The organism is Pseudomonas sp. 1152_12 (assembly GCF_052850675.1).
In genome coordinates this window covers 1-19,889 of the sequence record NZ_VXCW01000027.1, presented here as the reverse complement: position 1 = coordinate 19,889, position 19,889 = coordinate 1, and the positions used below count along the sequence as shown (strand labels likewise).

Genomic DNA, 19,889 nt, shown 5'->3' with positions numbered 1-19,889 from the left:
GGCGCCTTGCCGGGTTTTTTGTGAGCGTCGACAGGTTAAACTCGCTACCTTGTTTTTATCGACCCTTGCCTAGGAGGCCGCATGCAGCACACCGACAGCGACTTGTCGGATGCTGACTTTCGCAAGGCCGAATTGATCGACTGCAGCCTTGCCCACGCCCGCATCAACGGCGCCAACTTTGCTGGTGCTGACTTGCGCGGTGCGGATTTGAGTGGCTTTCGCCTCAATGATGCCAAACTGTTTAAAGGCGCCGTGATTTCCCAAGCCCAGGCGTCGATGTTGTTGTCCGAATGGGGTTTGTCCGTTGCCTAAGGTTTTTGAGTGATGCTGGTAATTTCCAACACGGTGCAACTGCCCGACGCCGAGATCGAGCTGACCGCGATTCGCGCCCAAGGCGCTGGCGGGCAGAACGTCAACAAGGTGTCGAGTGCGGTGCACCTGCGGTTTGATATTCCGGCGTCGTCGTTGCCGGACTTTTACAAGGAGCGGTTGCTGGCACTGCGCGACAGCCGGATTACCAGCGAAGGTGTGCTGGTGCTCAAGGCCCAGCAATACCGGACGCAGGAGCAGAACCGCGCGGATGCGCTGGAGCGCTTGGTGGAGTTGATCCTCAGCGCTACCAAGGTTGAGAAGAAGCGCCGCCCGACTAAGCCCACCTTGGGCTCGAAAAAGCGCCGCCTCGAATCCAAGACCAAGCGTGGCAGCATCAAGGCCGGGCGCGGCAAGGTCGACTTCTAGGCGTCACGCGCCTCGCGTGCCTTGGGGGCTTGCCGGTACAGGTAGACGCTCAGCAGCAAGCCACCGGCAGCTGCGAGGGCGGCGAACAGGAAGATCGAGGCAAAGCCGAAGCCTGCCGCCACCGCACCCGCCAGTGGGCCGGTGATGCCCAGCGACAAATCGATAAACAGCGAATAAGCCCCCACCGCCGAACCTCGGCTGGAGGCCGGCACCAGGTTAACCGCCTCAACTCCCAGCGCCGGAAACACCAGGGAAAAGCCAAACCCGCTTAACGCTGCGCCAGCCAGGGCCAGGTGAGCATCCGGTGCCAGCCACAGCAGCAGCAGGCCGAGGATTTCCACCGACAAGCAGGCAATCGCCACGCGAAAGCCTCCGATACGGTTGATCAAGTTGCCGAACAGCAGGCGTGCGCCGATGAAGCTGGCGCCGAACAGGCTCAGCGCCCACACCGCGTTGTCCCACTGCTGGGTGGTGTAATACAAGGTGATAAAAGTCGCGATGGTGCCAAAGCCGATCGAGCCCAGCGCCAAGGCGCAGCCGTGCGGCAACACCCGGCCCAGCACATTCATGAACGGCAGGCGCACACCGGCCACAATCGGCGCGGCGACCTTGTTCCAGGCCAACAGCACACCCAGTACTGCCAGCAGAATGATGCTGACGCCCATGCTCCACAGTCCGAGATGACTGACCAGCACCACTCCAAGCGGTGCGCCGACGGCGAGTGCGCCGTAGCTGGCAATGCCATTCCACGAGATGACCTTGGCCGTGTTGGCCGCGCCGACCCGACCAATGCCCCAGCCGATGGCACCCGAGCCGACCAGGCTCTCCGCGCTGCCGAGTACCAGCCGCCCGATGAGCAGGCTGACCAGGCTGAAGGCCGGCAGGCTTGAAAACCACGCCGCCAGCAGCATGAATACGCCACTCAGGCCACAGCCCACCAAGCCGATCAATACCGCGCGTTTGCTACCGAGGTTATCAATGATTTTACCGGCATACGGGCGGCTCAGCAGTGTGGCCAGGTATTGCACGCTGATCACCAAGCCGGCAATCACCGCGCCATAGCCCAGTTCACTGTGCACATAACCCGGCAACACGGCCAGGGGAATGCCGATATTCAGGTAACCGATGAAGGTGAACAACACGATGGAAACGACTTGCAGCGTGACCGCCATGGGGCGCTGGGTATCTGGCATTGGAGTGGTCCACTGTCGCAGCAGGTAAAGATAGGCTGCTAATGATACCGCTGCTCGGGCTGGGCCGGGCGCCAACACAGCATAAACTTTAGATCAAACGCGTCAGGATTTGGCGGGCGCCAGCATTTGCGTGGTCACCAGGGCGGCCAGGGCGTTTTCCTGGGTGCCGAAGCGCTTGAGCAGTAAAGCTTGTTTGTCGGGGCTGAGGCGGTTCCAGACGTCGATCATCTGCAAGGCAGCATCGAGAACGGCGGCGTCGGGGAGGGTATCAGTCATGGCGGGCATCTCGGGTGATTCAGGCAGTGTGGAAAGCGCTCAATGGTACGCTTTCCACACGGTCTGGTACGGCATCAGTCCTGGCGTTTGCTGTCGACTGGTTTTGCTTTTTTGGCCTCAGGCTTTTTGTTACTGGCCTGCTGGGGTGTTGGCTGCTCAGTTGGGTGCAGGCTTGGGAAGGGGAGATTAGGTATCTCGTGCATTGTCGTCGCTCCTCGCAAGGTCTGTTTTATCAATCTCAGGTGATTGCGCGCTCTCAAAAAGCCTTGGCAGGATACAGCACTGAAAATGACAAAAAGAATTTTATGTCGACGGATGTAGGATTTTTCATTTTTTTAGCAAGTGACAAGAGGTCACAGGCCTGACGGCTTTCTCTTTAGAAAGGCACTTTGCCCAGAACCATGTCGCGGTACATCACAAAGTCGCCCAGCAAGCTGTAGAACGGGTGTTGAAAGGTCGCCGGGCGGTTCTTTTCGAAGAAGAAGTGACCGATCCAGGCAAAGCTGTAGCCGGCGACCGGCAAGGCCAGCAGCAGGCCCAATGAACCTCTGCCGATGGCATACGCCAGAATGCCGATCACAAGCGTAGTGCCGATAAAGTGCAGGCGCCGGCACGTGCTGTTGCCATGTTCGCTCAGGTAGTAAGGGTAGAACTCGGCGAAGCTATTGAATTGTTTGATGTTTTCCACGTTGGCCGGCCCTTGGGTGGTTGTACCGCCCAACAGATGTTCGGCGGGGAGCTTATTTGAGTCTAGAGTGATCAGTAGTAACAGCCAGTGACAATAGATGCCACTTTAGTATCCTTGGCTTCCTGGCTGACGTTTAAGCCTGCTTTTTTAAGAAGACGCCATGAGCGAACGAACAACTTCTGCAAGCTGGGCGATGGGGATAGTCAAGGCGTTGGAAATGGACGGCTTGGACTGCCGTGTCTTGTTCAAACAGTTGGGCCTGGACTACGCCGCCCTCAGGGATCCTGACGCACGTTTTCCACAGGACTCCATGACCCGGCTGTGGCAGCGGGCCGTGGAGCTATCGGGTAACCCGGCGATTGGCTTGAATATGGGCAAGGTGGTGCGCCCAGCGTCGTTTCATGTGGCCGGTTATGCGCTGATGTCCAGCAACACCTTAGCCGAAGGCTTTATGCGCCTGGTGCGCTATCAGCGCATCATCGCCGAAAGTGCAGACCTGAGTTTCCGACTCTTACCCGAAGGCTATGCATTGATTCTGACAGTGCATGGTGATCACCTGCCGCCTACCCGGCAAAGCGCCGAAGCCTCGCTGGCCAGTGCCTTGGCTCTGTGCGGCTGGTTGACTGGCCGCACCCTGCAACCGCGCAAGGTGGTGTTGCAAGGTGAGCAACCGGCGGACCTGGCGCCTTACAAACAAGTCTTTCATGCGCCCCTGGAGTTCAATGCGCCCTATGACGCACTGATTTTCGAGCAAGCGGACATGGATGCGCCGCTGCCCACCGCCAACGAGGCCATGGCGCTGTTGCATGATCGGTTTGCCGGTGAATACCTCGCGCGGTTTTCCGAGAGTCGCGTGACCCACAAGGCGCGCCAGGTGCTGTGCCGTCTGCTGCCTCAGGGCGAACCCAAGCGCGAAGTGGTCGCTCAGACGTTGCACCTGTCCCAGCGCACCTTACAGCGGCGTTTGCAGGAAGAGGGCACCAGTTTCCAAGCATTGCTCGACGACACTCGTCGCGAACTCGCCGAGCAATACCTGGCGCAGCCGGGCATGACCCTGCTGGAAATCGCCTACCTGTTGGGCTTTGCCGACCCGAGCAATTTCTTCCGCGCGTTTCGTCGTTGGTTCGACGTCACGCCCGGCGAATACCGGGCGCGGTTGCTGGAAGCGTCGACTATCAGTGCCGCCAAAACGCCGGAATGCACAGAACAAAGACTGTAATGATCTCCAGTCGCCCCAGCAGCATGCCAAATGACAAGATCCACTTGGCCGCATCCGGCAGGCTGGCGAAGTTGCCGGCCGGGCCGATGGTTTCGCCCAGGCCCGGGCCAACGCCCGACACAGTGCTGGCGGCGCCAGTTAACGCGGTCATCCAGTCCAGCCCCAGCAGCGAAAGGGCCAGCGCAATGGCGCAGATAGTGATGGCGAAGAAAAACGAAAAGGTCAGAATCGAGCGCACGATCTCTTCGTCGAGGCGGTGGCCGTTGTATTTTTGCTTGATCACGGCGCGCGGGTGAATCAGCTGGTTCAAGTTGGCCTTGAGCAGGATGTAGGCAACCTGAAAGCGGAAGATCTTGATCCCGCCCGCCGTGGAGCCCGAGCAGCCGCCGACAAAGCCCAGGTAGAAGAACAACATCAGTGAGAAGTTACCCCAGATGCTGTAATCCCCCAGTGCAAAACCGGTGGTGGTCACCACGGACGTGACGTTCAGCGCCACGTGACGCAGCGCGTCCAACCAATGCAAATTGGTCGTCCACCAGTACCAGGTGCCGAGCACCAGCCAGGTTACCAGCAGCAAACCGAGCAGGCCTTGCACTTGCTGATCCTTGAGCAGCGCCCGACGGTTGCCGCGCAAGGTGGCCACGTACAGGGTGAACGGCAAGCTGCCGAGGATCATTACCACCACGGCGACCCAGTGCACCGCCGGTTGTTTCCAGTGGGCCAGGGATTCGTCGGAAGTGGAAAACCCCCCGGTGGAAATCGCCGACATCGCGTGGTTGATCGCGTCGAACAAGCCCATTCCGGCCCACCAGAACGCCAGGCTGCCGAGAATGGTGATGCCCACGTACGCGGCCACGATCAGGCGCGCCACCATGTGCGAGCGCGGCATGACCTTTTCCGAGCGGTCCGAGGATTCGGTCTGGAACAGGCGCATGCCACCAATGCGCAGCAGCGGCAGGATCGCCACCGCCATGCCGATAAAACCGATGCCGCCGAGCCAGTGCAGCAGCGAGCGCCACATCAGGATGCCCGGGGACATGCTGTCCAGCCCGCTCAATACGGTAGAGCCGGTGGCGGTGATGCCGGACATGCTTTCGAAGAAGGAGTCGGTATAGCTGATGTGTTGGGTCAGCAAAAAGGGTAGCGCGGCGAAGATGCACACCACCAGCCAACTGCTGACTGTCAGCAGGTACATGTCCCGGGGGCGCAGGTGCACGTGTTCGGGGCGGCCGGGGATGACCAGGGCCAGGCCTGCGAGAAAGGTGATCAGGCTGGCCCACAGAAACGAGGGCAGGTCGCTGGTGCGTTCGAAGAACACCAGAGTGGCCATCGGGATGACCATGGCGATCGCGAGGGTGATCAGGAAGATGCCGATGATGAAACCGATGATGCGTAGGGTCGGCAACGCCATGAAGTTTGCTCGGGTGTTGGAGGACAGGCGCCATTCTACCTGGGGTGCAGGGCATGTAAACCTGGAGCCTGAGATCAATGAAGATCAACAGTGGGCGCTGGCTTGACGGCGATGGCGGTGCGCCATTCGATAACTCAATTGCCGACACACCGCTATCGCAGGCAAGCCAGCGCCCACAGAGGTCATGGGGTGGTCGAGCACGCACAAAAAAGGCGACCCGAAGGTCGCCTCATTTAACTCACCACTGATCAGAATGCGTGATCAGAGCTCGTGATCAGCGTTATCCGGGTTCAAGTCGCTGATACCCAGCTTGCTTGCAGCCGCCTCGATCGATCCTGTCTGCTTGACCAACGCAGCGATGGCGTCACGCACGATCTGGTTGCCGGCATCGTTACCCGCGGCGATCAACTGGTCGTAGTGCTCACCCTTGTTGGCGTGATCAACCATGACTTGGATCTTCGCTTCAGTCGACGCCAAGTCAGCCTTCAGCGCGTTATCGGCAGCGGGATCAGCCTTGGCCACCAGCGACGACAAGCTCGGGCCCGTCATCTTGGTGCCGTCAGTGCGGGTGTACTCACCCAGGTAAACGTTACGAATACCTTTGGCGTCGTAGAAGTGCGAGTTGTGGGTGTTGTCGCTGAAGCAATCCTGCTCGTCTTCCGGCGAGTTGGCTTCCAGGGAAACCTTCATGCGCTCACCCGCCAGCTCGCCCAGGGACAGGCTACCCATTCCGAACAACATTTTGCGCAGGCCGTCGGTAGCCGGTTCTGCTTCCAGGGTGGCGCGGTAGTTGTCTTCGACGTTGGGTTTCCAGTTGCCCACCATTTCTTCCAGGTCGCTGACCAGCAACTGGGTCACTGCACGCAGGTAAGTGCGACGGCGCTCGTTGTGGCCGCCAGTGGCGCCATCACCGGTCATGTAGTCGGAGGCAGGACGGTTGCCCGCGCCAGGTCCGGTGCCATTGAGGTCTTGGCCCCACAGCAGGAACTCGATAGCGTGATAGCCGGTGGCGACGTTGGCTTCGGAACCGCCCAGCTCATTGAGGCTGGCGAGTTTGTCCGGGGTGATTTCCTTGACGTCGACCTTGTCTTCGCCGACCTGGATCTGGGTGTTGGCGATGATGTTGGCGGTGGCGCCTGGGTTACCCAGGGCGTGTTCGTAGGATTTGTCGGTGTAGTCGATCAGGCCTTCGTCCAGGGGCCAGGCGTTCACTTGGCCTTCCCAGTCGTCGATGATGGTGTTGCCGAAACGGAACACTTCGCTCTGCAGGTACGGCACGCGCGCGGCCACCCAAGCGGTACGGGCCGCTTTCAGGGTTTGGTCGTCCGGGTTGGCGAGGAAAGTGTCGATCGCGGTTTGCAGGGTCTTCGCCGTGGATTCGGCATCGCTGTACACCGCGAACACCATGTCAGCGTAATGCGCGACCACGGCCTTGGCGGCTGCTTCGTCGACCTGGCCTGCTGAGGTGGCAGCCGCTGGAGCGGTAGTGCTGGCAGTAGGGGTCGGCGCTTGAGGCGCGGCGGCCTTGTCTTTACCTTCGCCGCAACCGGCGAGAGAAATGGCAATGGCCAGCAGACTGGCGGTGGCCAGGGGCATACGAATCATGGCGAACATCCTGCTTCGGTTGTTGATAGGGCGCTCGGGGAGCGCAAAAGCTGCGACATAATGCGAAGTATTTGCATTATGTGTAAAGGGGTATACGCGGGAAATATTCAGTATCGTTTTGTTATTTCAGAGAATCGCTGCGTTATTGCGCTCGGACTGTTTCAAGTAAGCGGCCAGCTCTCGGGCCGGCAATGGCTTGCTGTAGTGATAACCCTGACCTTCGTGGCAGCCCTCGGCAATGATGTAGGCCTCTTGCTCAGCGGTTTCCACGCCTTCGGCGATCACCTGCATGCCCAGGCTTTTACCCAACTGAATGATGGCGCGCACGATGGTTGCATCGTCGTCGTCATCGAGCAGATCCTGGACGAAGCTCTTGTCGATCTTGATCTTGTCCAGCGGCAGGCTTTTGAGGTAGCTCAAGGATGAATAGCCGGTGCCGAAGTCATCAATGGCGATCAGCGCTCCGGAACGGCGCAGGCTCAGTAAGTGCTGGGCGGCGGTGCTGATGTCTTCCATCAGGCCGGTTTCGGTGACTTCCAGTTCAAGGCTGCGCGGCGGCAGGCGGTAGATCTGCATGAGGTTGTTGACCACCCGTGGCAGCTCGGTGTGGTGCAACTGCACGGTGGACAGGTTGACCGCCATGCGCAGCGCGGTGAAGCCCAGGTCATGCCATTCGCGTAATTGCCGGCAGGCTTGGTCCAGCACCCATTCGCCAATCGGAATAATCGTGCCGTTCTGTTCCGCCAGCGGGATGAACAAATCGGGCGGCACCAGGCCGTGCTCCGGGTGTTGCCAGCGGATCAGCGCTTCGACGCCGACCACCCGGTGGTCGCGGTAGCTGATCTGCGGCTGGTACACCAAGTGGAACTGGTCACGGCTGAGGGCATCGCGCAGGTCTTTTTCCAGTTCGCGGCGCCGGCGCATTTCACTGTCGACGCTGGCGATATAGAACTGATAGCGGTTGCGCGAACGGCTCTTGGCCAAGGTCATGGTTTGTTCGGCTTTTTGCAGCAGCTTCTCGGTGCTGTCGCCGTCTTCGGGGAACAGGGTGATGCCGATGGTGGCGCGCAGGCGAATCTGCTCATGCTCCAGGGCGAATTCGGCTTCCAGGTCGTCCAGGATGCTTTGTGCCAGCTCGGCGGCTTCGTAAGGCTGGTCGATGTCGGCCTGCACCAGCGCAAACTGGTCGCCGCCCAACCGGGCCAGTGCGCCGAGGCGGCCGCTGTGGGCGCGCAAGCGGTCGGCCAAAGCCAGCAGCAGTTTGTCGCCGGCTTGGTAGGTGAACTGTTCGTTGACGCTTTTAAAGTCATCCAGCCCCACGCACAACACCGCAACGCGACGTTGGCGGCGGCCGGCGTCGGTGAGGATCTTGTCCAGTTGCTCCTGCAACTTCTGGCGGTTGGGCAGGCCGGTGAGAAAGTCGTACTGGGCCATGCGCAGCAGGCTGGACTCGGCCTCGTGGCGCAAGTGGGTGTTGCGCTCAATGGACTCAAGCAGTTGGTTGGCGGTGTTGATCCACAGCCCCAGTTCATTGCGTTCGTGGCCTTTGAGCTGGGGAATCTTGTGTTCGCTGGGGCGGTCCGGGTTGATCGAGGTCAGGTGCTCGATAATCCGCGACAACGGCTTGGTCAGCAGCCAGTGGTAGACGAGGTACAACACCAGGCCCATGGCCAAGGCGCGCAATACGCCGGAAATAAAGATGATCACCGAACTGACCAGAAAGCCTTTGCCGTAGGTGGCCGTGTCGAGGGTGATGCTCAGGTCGCCGTAATACTCGCTGTAGGGGCCTTTGCCGACCAATGAAGTGGTGAAGGTGCGTTCCTGGCCAAGAATCAGGTCGGTCAGCCAGCGGGTGGGCGATTGCTGCATCGCGCGGCTTTTTTCCGCGAGCATGGTTTCGTTGGGGTGGCCGATGGAAGCCATGCGCACGGCTTCGTCTTGAAACAAGCCTTCGATCACCTGCATACCCATCTCGCGGTCCAGGCTGTACACGGCCTGGGTGGAGGGGTCGCGAAACATGTCGAGGATGCGCTGGGCATCACCGGCCACGGCCTGGCGTGTCTTGTAGGCATCGAACACGATCTGCGCCGCGCTCAGCGCCACGCCCACGATCAATGCCGACAGCAGCACAACCCGTAGCAACTTCACCGACAAGCTGTTTTTGAGTTCCAGCTTCAAAGGGGCATTCCTTGTTCCGTTCGGGTGGCCTCAATATGCCATGAGTATTGGCAATCTGGTGATGGCAGTCAAAAGAACATTAGGGCGTCGGTGGGTTTGATGGGGAACTTGAGCGGGCGCTGTGGCGAGGCGGACATGTATCCGCCTGCCTCAGACAGGTCCATCGGCGCAGTGGGTGCGCAGGGAGCCGACGCTGTTTTTAAGAGAAGTTGATGTTCACTTTGTTGCTTGTCGATTCGCTGTTCGAAAAATTCACACGTTCCTTGCTCTGCATAGCTTCATGCGCGATCTTGTGTTGATCACCGCCACCCTCTTTATTGCCCGATTGCGATTTGACCATTTGAGTGGCCATTTTGGCGATCTCGGTGCCCATTTTTAACACTTCGCCAACGAGACCTACAGCTGGGCCCGCGAGACCGGCTATTGCTCCAATGCTCATGTAATATCTCCGACAGGTAAGAGAGGCGAATTCCTCACACTGACTACGTGGCATGATCGGCGCACTGAGTTCCAACGACTTGACCACAATTCATTGCCCACAGAAATCTATGGTCACCCCCATTTTTGCATTACTGATTAACGGGTGGCCTCCGAAAACAAAACACCCCGTGAAAGCGTAGCCCTCACAGGGTGTTGGGGTGACCATCTCATTAGCCCGGCAATTGCCACCGGGCCAGTGAGTTTTTCATTGCCTGATGCAGTTCGCCGGTCGGTCGCCAGCGTTAGGCGTCAGGTGCTGACACAGATTACTTTCAGGTCTGCGGGTGTTATCGCCGAATTCTGGTCCATAACCGCCCCCAGTTGCCATTCGGCAACCAGGTTCCGTTACCGAGTAGCCCACTCAGTTCGTTAAGCGCCCCCGACAAAGTACCGGTATTTCCCAAGACTCCCGTGATACCGAAAACGACGGTGTTGAGGTCACCAGCGATGTCGAATTTTCTGACTCCGGGTAACAGTGACCGGGTGTTGAAGGGGAACGGCTCTACCAGGCGCAGATTAAGTGTAGGGCTCATATTTTCTGGCAACTCGCCGAGGCTGCCTAACAGTACGTTTTGCGTAGGTGAAATGGCCGCTGTGCGTTGAAAAACAGCCTTGCCCACAGTACGCGCCGAGTTACCCAGATAGCGAGCAAACATAGCTGCCCTCTGTACAATCTTGCGTCCTAGTGTCCAGGCTCCGCCAGCCAAGCCGAAGACAAGGGAAGCCCAGGCCAATCCAGCAGACCAGTCCTTATCGATGTCGGCAACGTACACCGATGCGATGGCCAGGGTTGCCGAAATAGCGGCTAATCCGGCCAACAATAGCAGCGTTGCTCCTCCGGTCATGAGGGCCGTGAGCACCCCAATACCGCTAAAGATGAACGTAGAGATCTTATCCGCGTCTTCGCCCAGGCTTTCTGGCTGAGGAAGGCGGCCTCCCCAATACTCCCAGAGTCGGTTGTTCGCCGAGAAGTGACCACTGGGATCCTGAAAGTTGATTGGGTCGTGGTCGGTACAGTAACCATAAGCGTGTGGGCCGCCTTTGCCGAAGGGACTGAGTGAATCCGGGGCGTTGAACTGTCGAGTCTGCGGGTTGAGAAAGCGGTAACCGCAGCCCAAGGGGTATTGGCCGATTGTGCTGTCGTCGAGTTCGCCGTTGGCACCGAGTAATGAGTGGATATCCTCAAAGAAGTGTTCGCCATAGGGGCTATAGGCGTGAAACTTCGTGGTGTCGGCCACCGCGTCGTAAGTCACCCACACTGTACCGTTGAGGTCGCGCCATTCGTAAAGGGTTCTGTCCACCCCTGAAACTCTGGATCGTTGAGCGGTGCAGGCGGCACTGCCGGGCTGCAGTTGACGGGCGTTGTTGTTATCGCCGAGCGCGTACTCGCCATTGACCTGAAGGTCGTTATAGATGATTTGACGTTCTTGCGGCCCCTCGTCATGAGTCATCAGGCGATCACTGGGGTCGTAGGTATACCGACTGCTCCCTACCTGTGTCAGTCGCCCCAACCAGTCATAGGTATATTTCTTACCGTTTTGATCTTGAGTGACACGACCGGCAGCGTCATACCTCAAGGTCGCCGATTTTGTGTAGTCTGCGTGAGTGTTCGTGATCTTTTCCAGGCGAACGCCCATTGAGCTGTCGTAGGTATAGGTTGCTGTGTTGCGCACGCCTGCGAACGTGCTGATGCATTGGGTGACATTGCCCACCCCGTCATAGGTGAACTCTTGCTTATCTATGAGCGTACCTTTCGGGGTTTTAGGCCTCCAGACCCCAGTTGTCGTGCAGGACTTAAGCCGCCCGCCCGCACTGTAAGTGAAGCTGCGAGAGCCCAGGACCGCGCTGCCTTTTTTCAGTTGGACCTGTTTGAACTTGCCGTCGGCATAGTAAGTGGTTGCTATTGCCAGGTTAACGGGGGTGTTCCCAAGGGACACGAAGCGGCGGCTGGTTTCACGCTGCTCAGCGTCATACGTGTAACTTACTTCGACCGTTTTCGTTGCGCCGGTTCGAGTCTCTACAACCTCTTCAGCCAACTGCCCCTGGTCGGTGTAGGCGTGCGTTGTGAAGAATTCGTTCATGCTTCTATAGCGCTGCCCCCCGTCGTTGTATCGAAACTCCGTCGAGGCCCCTATTACGTCGGTCTTACTGAGCAGACGCCCTGCAGGAGAGTAACGAGTGGACACTTCTTTGGCTTCGCCAGGTTGAGTTTGCACGCGTTGTTGGTTCACACGTAAGTTGAGGTCATGGTTGTACTGGAGAAAATGCTCTCCCTCACTGGCCGTGGAGAGGCTTTGCTTAGCGTAGGCATAGGTGAAGGTCTTCTGCTGGCTGCCGTCCGCGCTACTGACTTTGCTCGGTTTATTGCCCAGTTCTTTGATGTACTCGTGTTTGAGGACGGTGCCGTCAGCGGTTTCCGTCGAAGCGGGTACCGGACTGGCGCCATCGTAAGTGTAGGTCTCGGTGGCGTTGCCTCGGGTCAAGCTGGTGACACGGTCCCAGTCGTCGAACGTTCGGCTACCTAATAAGCGTTTCTGCAGGCCGTGATGGATCTCTATGGTTTCGGGTTCTTCGCTCGTTGAACCCAGGGAATAGGTGTAGTGGTAGCTGTAAACAAGGTTCGGGGAGAGCAGCCCTTTGTCCTTTTCGCTATGGGCCTCTGTCAGCACACGCCCGAAGGGGTCATAGGTATAGTTGATGGTCGTGATGCCGAACTCGCCATCGGTTACCAGCCGTTCAAGCAGCAGTGCAGGCGTGTAGGTTGCGGTTTGGGTTTGGTAGACCGCGCCATTTTGACCCAACAACTCAATTTTCTTGATCGTCTCGTCGAGGTTGTAAGTCGTCACCTTTCGGTGTTTGTCAGTGGGTTTTCCGGTCCACTCGGACCGTTTCATCTCGATGGGGTCATACAGATTGAAATCTTCCCGGCCATCGCTGTAGCGCCGCCCGCTGATTTCACCCCAACCACCGTATTTAACTTCGCTCCAGTCGCTGATCTGGGTGCCGTCAGCCCGGTAATCGTACTGAGTGCTGCGATTCTCACGCCCGAGCGCGTCGTAGCTGATTTCCTTGAGCAGGCGTGGAGTGTCCGCTGTGACATAGTCGTACTCTCTTACCAGTCGGTCTTGCCCATCGTATTCGCTCAAGCGCACCCGCCCATTGGGCTCGGTAAGCTTGATTTGGCCAGGAGCCGGGTACGTATAAGTAGTGGTTTGTTTATAGGTTGGGCTTTGTGCACACAGTGTGTGCGTCGACAACCTGCCGAAAGCGTCGTAGGTGTACTCGGCCTGGTTACCATCGGTGTCTACCTGACGAATAAGGCGCCCACTGAGGATGCTTTGAGTGTTTGAAGACGTGCGCGGGGAGGAGGCGTTTGTGTATTCGGTGCACTGGGTGGTCAGTTCTGTATTGTTTGTGCCGCCGAGTGTGTACTCAAATTCACGTGTGTGTGAAGTAAATACGTTGACTTGCTGCTGGACGGCCTCTGTTTTTCCTTTGCGAAAGTCATTGGTCTGGTAGTAGCTGAAAGTTTGGGTGGTTATAGTGGGGTTTAAAATATTTAAGGGGGTAAGGTTTTCTGTTATATGCCTGAGTTTTTGCGCGCGCAGACCATCTATCCTGCCATAGAAATACTCTTTTTTGCTGATGGTTGGGGCTAATAGATTGGCGGATTTTACAAACTCTAGAGATACGTAGTTGGACTGGAATTTTTCGTCGCTGTCACGCTGGTATATGAAATCCGTGAGTCTGTTGTGTTGCTTGTTTTCAATCAGGGCGGCGTCTTGGTTGAAGCGGTTATGAATGTCGACTTTTCGACTTTTACGCTGTTGTGTGTAAGTAATGGAGTGCTCATTTTTTATTGTATTTTGAGTCGCGGAGATGGTGTAGTTTGTGGCGGTGGTGGTGACGCCCGAGTTACTTGAGAGGGTGGTGGTTTCTAATAATATTTCGTTGGTGTTCCGGTCGTACTTGTATTCGACAGTACTACGATAAGAGCCATCATTTTTGACGCTGGTGGTTGTGTAGAACTTAAGGTCGGAGGCGGTGGCATACGTGTAAAGCGTATAGATCATTGTTCCGCCGCCGGTAGGCTGCATGTAATGCTTGCTGACGCAGGGGAGTGCTGAGAGTTTGGGGTTGTCCGGGAATGTCCGCTGATCGTCGCTGTACTCAAGCGCTTCAGTGAGCCCTTCCCAGCCGGTGACCTTGTTCAGTAGCCATCCGGCGGTCTCGTGATCTAAATACTCAAACGTGGCTTTAATATCCTCGGCCAGCGCCACGGATTTAAGGGCGTAGTCTTCAATGGTCAGTTCATAGCGCAGTGTTTCAGAGGGGTCATCGGGCCAATAAGTCAACGTGACCGGGGTGATTGCCGGTTGGGCGTTATCGTCGGCGAGCGTATATTCAATGTTGAGCAACGTACGAAGACTGTCTCGAACGCTTTGCAGCTTGGTTTGATAATAGGTTTTACCGTCTGTGACATGGGGGGTGGCAATCCAGGTCATGTACAGGAAATTGTAGCCATCGGTGGTCAGCGATTCGGGCAGATAAAACAGCGATTCGCCCAGCTTGGACAGAATCTCTGTTCTGCCGCCTTTGCGATAGACCGTCAGCTTTTCATCGGCGCCCCATTCAGCAATGACCGCCGGTTGTTTCAGGTTTTCACCCTTTTCCAGGGCCAGTGTTTCCCCGGTGTTGAGCGTCAATTTTTTATGTTCTTCACTGTAAATAGTAGGGCTGAACTCCCAGCCATCGCCCAACGCAGCCTGATTGTTTGTCAGGGGGCTATAAAACATGTCCAGTTCTAACTCCGGTCCGCTACCCGAGTTACCGACCACTGAGAGCATCTTCAGATACGCCTCGAAGAGTCCGGTGCGGGTATTCACCATGTTGAGTTTTTGGGTGGTCGCATTAAAAATCGGCTCGCTTTCGTAATCGGCCGGGTCCTTGCCCATTGGATTGTGCGCCATGTGGAATCTCCTTATAAATGTGCATGTTCTGAGACTTCAGAACAGTCATGGTGATCCAAGTTTACGCACTGGTTTTCCGGCGGGCAGCTGTGAGTTCTGACAGTTTTTTATGCGTATTCGCTATAAGTTTCATTGTTTTAAGTGTTAACAGCTAGGCTGTATATCAGGCATAAAAAATCCGGAACCTTTGAGGCGGTTCCGGATTTTTTGAACGGGTCACGGATTATTCGATAACCACGTAACTGAACAGCTGTACGGCAAGCAGTACTTACGCAGTGAAGGTTTTGCCTTCGAACTGCTCAGCCACGAACTTCCAGTTGACCAGGTTCCAGAACGCTTCCACATACTTTGGACGCACGTTGCGGTAGTCGATGTAGTAAGCGTGTTCCCAGACGTCGCAGGTCAGCAGCGGGGTGTCGCCGCTGGTCAGCGGGTTGCCGGCGCCGATGGTGCTGGCCAGGGCCAGGGAACCGTCAGCTTTTTTCACCAGCCAGCCCCAACCGGAACCGAAGGTGCCGACGGAAGTCTTGGTGAACTCTTCTTTGAACTTGTCGAACGAACCGAACGCTGCGTTGATGGCCTCAGCCAGTGCGCCGGTTGGTTGGCCGCCAGCGTTTGGCGCCAGGCAGTTCCAGTAGAAAGTGTGGTTCCAGACCTGTGCGGCGTTGTTGAAGATGCCGCCCGAAGAAGACTTGACGATTTCTTCCAGGGTCTTGCCTTCGAACTCGGTGCCTGGCACCAGGTTGTTCAGGTTCACGACATAGGTGTTGTGGTGCTTGTCGTGGTGGTACTCCAAGGTTTCCTTGGAGATGTGCGGCTGCAGGGCATCGTGTGCGTAGGGCAGCGGCGGCAATTCGAAAGCCATGATGATTCTCCTAATCAGGTCAGTTGCGGTGAGCGCAAGGCCGATCACGGGCGGCCAAACAAGCGCCGGGGAGTTTGTACTCCTTGCGGCGCAGGGTCCGGATCATAGCACCGGGGGTGTGGCAAAACCACGCAACAACTGTGTGGGATAGAGGTTCCAGAGCGTTTTGGAATATTCATCAAGCGCTGATCAATTGATACGCCACACTGAACATCATCACCGCTACCAAAAAGTCCAACAGCCGCCAGGTGGCGGGGCGCGCCAGCCAGGGCGCCAACCACGCGGCGCCCAATGCCAGGGTGGCGAACCACAGGAACGAGGCGCTGGCGGCACCGGCCACGTAGGCGCCGGGTTCAGTTTGTTGAGCGCCTAAAGAGCCAATCAGCAAGACGGTGTCCAAATACACATGCGGATTAAGCAACGTCACTGCCAGGGCACTGAGTAACACCGCGCGTAGGGAGCGCACCTTGAGGTGTTCGCCTTGATCCAGGCTTTGCTTGGAGAACGCCCGACGCAGCGCCAAGGTGCCATACCATAATAGGAACGCCGCGCCGCCCCAACGGGCAATCGCCAGCAGCAGCGGGTTTTGTGCCAGCACCGTGGCCAGGCCGAATACCCCGGCAGCCACCAGAATCGCATCACACACGATGCACAGCGCCGCCACCGGCAGGTGGTGTTCGCGGCGCAGGCTTTGCGCTAGCACAAACGCATTCTGGGTGCCGATCGCCATGATCAGGCCGAGGGCCACCAGCAGCCCATTCACGTAGCTTTGCCACATAGCCGTTACTCCGCGTTGGCTGCCAATTGGCGCAATACATCCAGGGCCCGTTCAGCATCGCTGCGGCCGACAAACAGGTGGTCGTGGTAGTAACCCGCGATCACGTTGCAACTGATGCCGGCCTTGGCCAGTGCAGCGGCAAAGGCAGCGGTCAAACCCACGGCTTCCAGGGCGGAGTGCACATTCAGGGTGATCCACGCGGCGATGTAGTCAAACGCCAGCCCGGCTTGCTCCGCTTGTTGGCGCTCGAGGATCAGCGTCAGCCCTTCCCGTTCGCGGAAGCTGCCGATAACGTCGCAGCCTTCGGGGAAACGGTTGTCGGGCAGGGTGCAGAACACGTAATCGCCATCGTTGAGCTGTGGGCTCATGCTGTGAAGCAGGGTGACCAGGGCGGTTTCGCCAGCCATGTGAAGTTTCCTTAAATAGACAGAGACGCAATGCTGGTCATTCTCATGGGCTACGCTGTATAAGAAAAACAAATATTGCTGATCGCTCATAAGAGAAACTGATGTTCGACTATAAATTGCTTTCCGCCTTGGCGGCGGTGGTGGAACAGGCTGGCTTCGAGCGCGGTGCTCAGGTGTTGGGCCTGTCGCAGTCGGCGATCTCGCAACGCATCAAGTTGCTCGAGGCGCGTGTCGGCCAGCCGGTGCTGGTGCGGGCCACGCCGCCGTCACCCACCGAAATCGGCCGACGCCTGCTCAACCATGTGCAGCAGGTGCGCTTGCTCGAGCGCGACCTGCAAAGCCAGGTGCCGGCGCTGGATGAGGAGGGCATGCCCGAGCGCCTGCGCATTGCACTGAATGCCGACAGCCTCGCCACCTGGTGGGCCGAGGCCGTCAGCGACTTTTGCGCCGAGCAGCATTTGCTGCTGGATTTGGTGGTGGAAGATCAGACCGTCGGCCTCAAACGCATGCGCGCCGGTGAGGTAGCAGCCTGTATCTGTGCCAGCGAGCGTCCTGTGGCGGGCGCGCGTAGCCTGTTACTCGGCGCCATGCGCTACCGAGCGCTGGCTAGCCCGGCTTTTATTGCCCGGCATTTCCCCGAGGGCGTGCGCGCCGATCAACTGGCGCGCACACCGGCGCTGGTGTTCGGTCCGGATGATTTTCTGCAACACCGTTACCTAGCTTCCTTGGGTGTGGATGGCGGTTTCGAACACCATTTATGCCCTTCGTCCGAAGGCTTTATCCGTTTGACCGAAGCCGGACTCGGCTGGGGCCTGGTGCCTGAATTACAGGTGCGTGACCAACTGCAAACCGGCGTATTGGTCGAGTTGTTGCCAGATAAGCCCATCGATGTGCCGTTGTACTGGCATCATTGGCGCAGTGGCGGGCAGCTGTTGGGCCTGTTGACCGACCATCTGGCCCAGGCCTGTGGCCAATGGTTGGTGCCGTTGGAGTGATGGCGGGCGTCAAGGCAACAGCGATGAAAAACGAAAGAACATGGGGTAATGCATGAAAATTCTGGTCACCGGCGCAAGCGGCTTCATCGGCGGGCGCTTTGCGCGTTTCGCCCTGGAGCAAGGCCTGGACGTGCGGGTCAACGGGCGGCGCGCCGAAGGTGTGGAGCACCTGGTACGGCGCGGCGCCGAGTTTATCCAGGGTGATTTGAACGACGCCGATCTGGTGCGCCACCTGTGCCGCGATGTTGAAGCCGTGGTGCATTGTGCCGGCGCCGTTGGGTTGTGGGGCAAGTATCAGGACTTCCATCAAGGCAATGTGTTGGTCACTGAAAACGTCGTCGAAGCCTGTCTTAAGCAGCGCGTCGGGCGCCTGGTGCACCTGTCGTCGCCGTCGATTTACTTCGACGGGCGCGATCACTTGGGGCTGACTGAAGAGCAAGTGCCCAAGCGCTTCAAGCATCCCTACGCCACCACCAAATACCTGGCGGAGCAAAAGGTGTTTGGTGCCCAGGAGTTCGGCCTGGAAGTGCTGGCGTTGCGCCCGCGCTTTGTCACCGGTGCCGGTGACATGAGCATCTTCCCGCGCTTGTTGAATATGCAGCGTAAGAACCGCCTGGCTATCGTCGGCGACGGCCTGAACAAAGTCGATTTCACCAGTGTGCACAACCTCAATGAAGCGCTGCTGAGCAGTTTGCTGGCGACCGGCTCGGCACTGGGCAAAGCCTACAACATCAGCAATGGCACGCCGGTGCCGGTGTGGGATGTGGTCAACTACGTGATGCGCCAGATGGACCTGCCTCAAGTCACGCGTTATCGGTCTTACGGTTTGTCCTACAGCGTAGCGGCGTTGAACGAGGCATTCTGCGCGATGTGGCCGGGGCGCCCAGAGCCGGCGTTGTCACGGTTGGGCATGCAGGTGATGAACAAAGATTTCACCCTCGACATCAGTCGGGCGAGGCATTATCTCGACTACGAGCCCAAGGTCAGCCTTTGGACCGCCCTCGATGAGTTCTGCGGTTGGTGGAAAGCCCAAGATCCGGGGCGCCAGTAAGTTCACACCTGGCAACACTTCGGGAACCGCATGGGCGGTTCCGGGTCGATCAGTGCGGCGCAAGCGCGGTTTATACTCGTGCTGCTCGGCTTTTTAGATAGCCATCTCACCGATTCAGGGTTGATTCATGCGTAACGATGCTAAAGACGACTTCGACAACGTTCCCAGCCTGCGGGCCGACATCGGGGACGATGATGATTTCGAGCCGAGTCCCGCCACGTCGGTGCGCTCGCGCAGTCCAAAGGTGGTCAAGGTCAAGAGCGCCAGCACCGGCCCGCTGTGGGCCTTGGTCGGCGCGCTGCTGATCGCCTTTGCAGGCCTTGCCTGGTGGAGCTTCCAGCAGATCTCGCTGATGGGCCAACAATTGGTCGCCACCCAAGAAAGCTTTGCGCGCATCAGCGAAGAAGCAGCGGGGCGCCTGCAGGATATTTCCGGCAAGGTGGTGGCCAGCCAAGCCAGTGTGAACAATGGCAGCGAAGCGCTCAAGTTGCAGATCAAACAGTTGGAAGCGCAGTTGCTGGAGCAAGGCAAGCAGCAAGTCGGTGTTGCTGGCCAGGCCTCCGAGCTGGACCAGCGTCTGGCGCAGATGACCGCCAGCACCAGCGACCTGTCGAACGCGAATGCCAAGTTGCAGGGCCAGGTGCAGGCGCTGACCGACGCGGTCGCCAGCCTCAAGGCGGCCCAAGGCGAAGTCAAGGACTTGTCCGCCGACGTGGCCGCCCTGAAGAAACAGGGCAACCCGAGCGCGGCCATTGCCCGCCTGGAACAGGACCTCGTCGTGCTCAAGAGCGCGCAGGACAACCCGTCGACTAACACTGATGCGCCGACCAACAAAGAGTTCGACGTGTTCCGCATCCAGACCACACGCAACATCACCACCTTGCAAAGCCAGGTGCAGAACCTGCAGCACCAGCTCAACGCACCAGCGAAGATCAGGCCTCTGGGGCAGTGATAGCAGGTGTAAACCGGCTTTCAACTGTGGGAGATTCTATAGTTGAGGGGAAGCCTCCAAAACCGCTTTTGACTGGTATTCGC

Annotated in this window: 18 protein-coding genes; 7 read left to right on the top strand and 11 right to left on the bottom strand. The window is 58.0% G+C overall.

All coding sequences use genetic code 11. The features are described 5' to 3' along the window. Nucleotides 1–81: 81 nt before the first annotated feature. Both FW764_RS27540 and arfB read left to right on the top strand, forming a co-directional pair. Complete coding sequence (locus FW764_RS27540) at nt 82–312, top strand: pentapeptide repeat-containing protein (protein ID WP_446436642.1); 231 nt, start codon at nt 82–84, stop codon at nt 310–312. A gap of 12 nt (nt 313–324) precedes the next feature. Continuing rightward, nucleotides 325–738, top strand: coding sequence for an alternative ribosome rescue aminoacyl-tRNA hydrolase ArfB (gene arfB / locus FW764_RS27535; protein ID WP_446436641.1), 414 nt, complete (start codon nt 325–327; stop codon nt 736–738). Here arfB and FW764_RS27530 read toward each other — a convergent pair. Then, a complete protein-coding gene (locus FW764_RS27530) occupies nt 735–1,931 on the bottom strand; it encodes an MFS transporter (RefSeq protein WP_446436640.1) in 1,197 nt (398 codons plus the stop codon). The two genes, arfB and FW764_RS27530, sit on opposite strands and share 4 nt — an antisense overlap. Before the next feature lie 102 nt (nt 1,932–2,033). Next, nucleotides 2,034–2,207 (bottom strand): hypothetical protein, encoded by a 174-nt coding sequence (locus FW764_RS27525; RefSeq protein ID WP_446436639.1) that lies wholly within the window; start codon nt 2,205–2,207, stop codon nt 2,034–2,036. 14 nt (nt 2,208–2,221) lie between these two features. Here FW764_RS27525 and FW764_RS27520 point away from each other — a divergent pair, with 14 nt between their 5' ends. Next, the gene (locus FW764_RS27520) at nt 2,222–2,572 is read left to right on the top strand and encodes a hypothetical protein (protein WP_446436643.1); all 351 of its coding nucleotides are present in this window, start codon (nt 2,222–2,224) and stop codon (nt 2,570–2,572) included. Nucleotides 2,573–2,583: 11 nt separating this feature from the next. Here the strand turns inward: FW764_RS27520 and FW764_RS27515 are convergent, their stop codons facing one another. Next, nucleotides 2,584–2,895, bottom strand: a complete 312-nt coding sequence (locus FW764_RS27515) for an Mpo1-like protein (RefSeq protein ID WP_446436638.1) — start codon at nt 2,893–2,895, stop codon at nt 2,584–2,586. A gap of 160 nt (nt 2,896–3,055) precedes the next feature. Between FW764_RS27515 and FW764_RS27510 the strand changes: the two genes are divergently transcribed. Beyond that, nucleotides 3,056–4,114 (top strand): AraC family transcriptional regulator, encoded by a 1,059-nt coding sequence (locus tag FW764_RS27510; RefSeq protein WP_446436637.1) that lies wholly within the window; start codon nt 3,056–3,058, stop codon nt 4,112–4,114. Here FW764_RS27510 and FW764_RS27505 read toward each other — a convergent pair. The 8 genes from FW764_RS27505 to FW764_RS27470 form a co-directional block, all read right to left on the bottom strand. Beyond that, the gene (locus FW764_RS27505) at nt 4,071–5,525 is read right to left on the bottom strand and encodes a TrkH family potassium uptake protein (RefSeq protein WP_446436636.1); all 1,455 of its coding nucleotides are present in this window, start codon (nt 5,523–5,525) and stop codon (nt 4,071–4,073) included. The two genes, FW764_RS27510 and FW764_RS27505, sit on opposite strands and share 44 nt — an antisense overlap. Before the next feature lie 261 nt (nt 5,526–5,786). Then, nucleotides 5,787–7,130, bottom strand: coding sequence for an imelysin family protein (locus FW764_RS27500; protein ID WP_446436635.1), 1,344 nt, complete (start codon nt 7,128–7,130; stop codon nt 5,787–5,789). 126 nt (nt 7,131–7,256) lie between these two features. Beyond that, nucleotides 7,257–9,308 (bottom strand): putative bifunctional diguanylate cyclase/phosphodiesterase, encoded by a 2,052-nt coding sequence (locus tag FW764_RS27495; RefSeq protein ID WP_446436634.1) that lies wholly within the window; start codon nt 9,306–9,308, stop codon nt 7,257–7,259. Nucleotides 9,309–9,507: 199 nt separating this feature from the next. Continuing rightward, the gene (locus FW764_RS27490; protein ID WP_130908786.1) at nt 9,508–9,747 is read right to left on the bottom strand and encodes a hypothetical protein; all 240 of its coding nucleotides are present in this window, start codon (nt 9,745–9,747) and stop codon (nt 9,508–9,510) included. 328 nt (nt 9,748–10,075) lie between these two features. Continuing rightward, nucleotides 10,076–14,758: an RHS repeat domain-containing protein gene (locus FW764_RS27485; RefSeq protein WP_446436633.1), complete on the bottom strand. Its 4,683-nt coding sequence runs from the start codon at nt 14,756–14,758 to the stop codon at nt 10,076–10,078. Between the two features lie 268 nt (nt 14,759–15,026). After that, nucleotides 15,027–15,623, bottom strand: coding sequence for a superoxide dismutase (locus FW764_RS27480; protein ID WP_003212997.1), 597 nt, complete (start codon nt 15,621–15,623; stop codon nt 15,027–15,029). 178 nt (nt 15,624–15,801) lie between these two features. Further along, the gene (locus FW764_RS27475) at nt 15,802–16,401 is read right to left on the bottom strand and encodes a LysE/ArgO family amino acid transporter (protein WP_446436632.1); all 600 of its coding nucleotides are present in this window, start codon (nt 16,399–16,401) and stop codon (nt 15,802–15,804) included. A gap of 5 nt (nt 16,402–16,406) precedes the next feature. After that, complete coding sequence (locus FW764_RS27470; RefSeq protein ID WP_446436631.1) at nt 16,407–16,808, bottom strand: ACT domain-containing protein; 402 nt, start codon at nt 16,806–16,808, stop codon at nt 16,407–16,409. Nucleotides 16,809–16,909: 101 nt separating this feature from the next. Between FW764_RS27470 and FW764_RS27465 the strand changes: the two genes are divergently transcribed. The 3 genes from FW764_RS27465 (at nt 16,910) to FW764_RS27455 (ending at nt 19,806) form a co-directional block, all read left to right on the top strand. Then, on the top strand, nt 16,910–17,803 hold the full coding sequence (locus tag FW764_RS27465) for a LysR family transcriptional regulator ArgP (RefSeq protein WP_446436630.1): 894 nt from the start codon (nt 16,910–16,912) through the stop codon (nt 17,801–17,803). A gap of 52 nt (nt 17,804–17,855) precedes the next feature. Continuing rightward, a complete protein-coding gene (locus tag FW764_RS27460; RefSeq protein WP_446436629.1) occupies nt 17,856–18,854 on the top strand; it encodes an NAD-dependent epimerase/dehydratase family protein in 999 nt (332 codons plus the stop codon). A gap of 127 nt (nt 18,855–18,981) precedes the next feature. Beyond that, the gene (locus FW764_RS27455) at nt 18,982–19,806 is read left to right on the top strand and encodes an ATPase (protein WP_446436628.1); all 825 of its coding nucleotides are present in this window, start codon (nt 18,982–18,984) and stop codon (nt 19,804–19,806) included. The last annotated feature ends 83 nt before the right edge of the window (nt 19,807–19,889 follow it).

What these genes read in the sequence shown, in the direction of transcription:
- FW764_RS27540 (WP_446436642.1), top strand. Translation starts at nt 82, where the DNA reads ATGCAGCACACCGACAGCGACTTGTCGGATGCTGACTTTCGCAAGGCC.
- arfB (WP_446436641.1), top strand. Translation starts at nt 325, where the DNA reads ATGCTGGTAATTTCCAACACGGTGCAACTGCCCGACGCCGAGATCGAG.
- FW764_RS27530 (WP_446436640.1), bottom strand. Translation starts at nt 1,931, where the DNA reads ATGCCAGATACCCAGCGCCCCATGGCGGTCACGCTGCAAGTCGTTTCC.
- FW764_RS27525 (WP_446436639.1), bottom strand. Translation starts at nt 2,207, where the DNA reads ATGACTGATACCCTCCCCGACGCCGCCGTTCTCGATGCTGCCTTGCAG.
- FW764_RS27510 (WP_446436637.1), top strand. Translation starts at nt 3,056, where the DNA reads ATGAGCGAACGAACAACTTCTGCAAGCTGGGCGATGGGGATAGTCAAG.
- FW764_RS27505 (WP_446436636.1), bottom strand. Translation starts at nt 5,525, where the DNA reads ATGGCGTTGCCGACCCTACGCATCATCGGTTTCATCATCGGCATCTTC.
- FW764_RS27500 (WP_446436635.1), bottom strand. Translation starts at nt 7,130, where the DNA reads ATGATTCGTATGCCCCTGGCCACCGCCAGTCTGCTGGCCATTGCCATT.
- FW764_RS27490 (WP_130908786.1), bottom strand. Translation starts at nt 9,747, where the DNA reads ATGAGCATTGGAGCAATAGCCGGTCTCGCGGGCCCAGCTGTAGGTCTC.
- FW764_RS27485 (WP_446436633.1), bottom strand. Translation starts at nt 14,758, where the DNA reads ATGGCGCACAATCCAATGGGCAAGGACCCGGCCGATTACGAAAGCGAG.
- FW764_RS27480 (WP_003212997.1), bottom strand. Translation starts at nt 15,623, where the DNA reads ATGGCTTTCGAATTGCCGCCGCTGCCCTACGCACACGATGCCCTGCAG.
- FW764_RS27475 (WP_446436632.1), bottom strand. Translation starts at nt 16,401, where the DNA reads ATGTGGCAAAGCTACGTGAATGGGCTGCTGGTGGCCCTCGGCCTGATC.
- FW764_RS27470 (WP_446436631.1), bottom strand. Translation starts at nt 16,808, where the DNA reads ATGGCTGGCGAAACCGCCCTGGTCACCCTGCTTCACAGCATGAGCCCA.
- FW764_RS27465 (WP_446436630.1), top strand. Translation starts at nt 16,910, where the DNA reads ATGTTCGACTATAAATTGCTTTCCGCCTTGGCGGCGGTGGTGGAACAG.
- FW764_RS27460 (WP_446436629.1), top strand. Translation starts at nt 17,856, where the DNA reads ATGAAAATTCTGGTCACCGGCGCAAGCGGCTTCATCGGCGGGCGCTTT.
- FW764_RS27455 (WP_446436628.1), top strand. Translation starts at nt 18,982, where the DNA reads ATGCGTAACGATGCTAAAGACGACTTCGACAACGTTCCCAGCCTGCGG.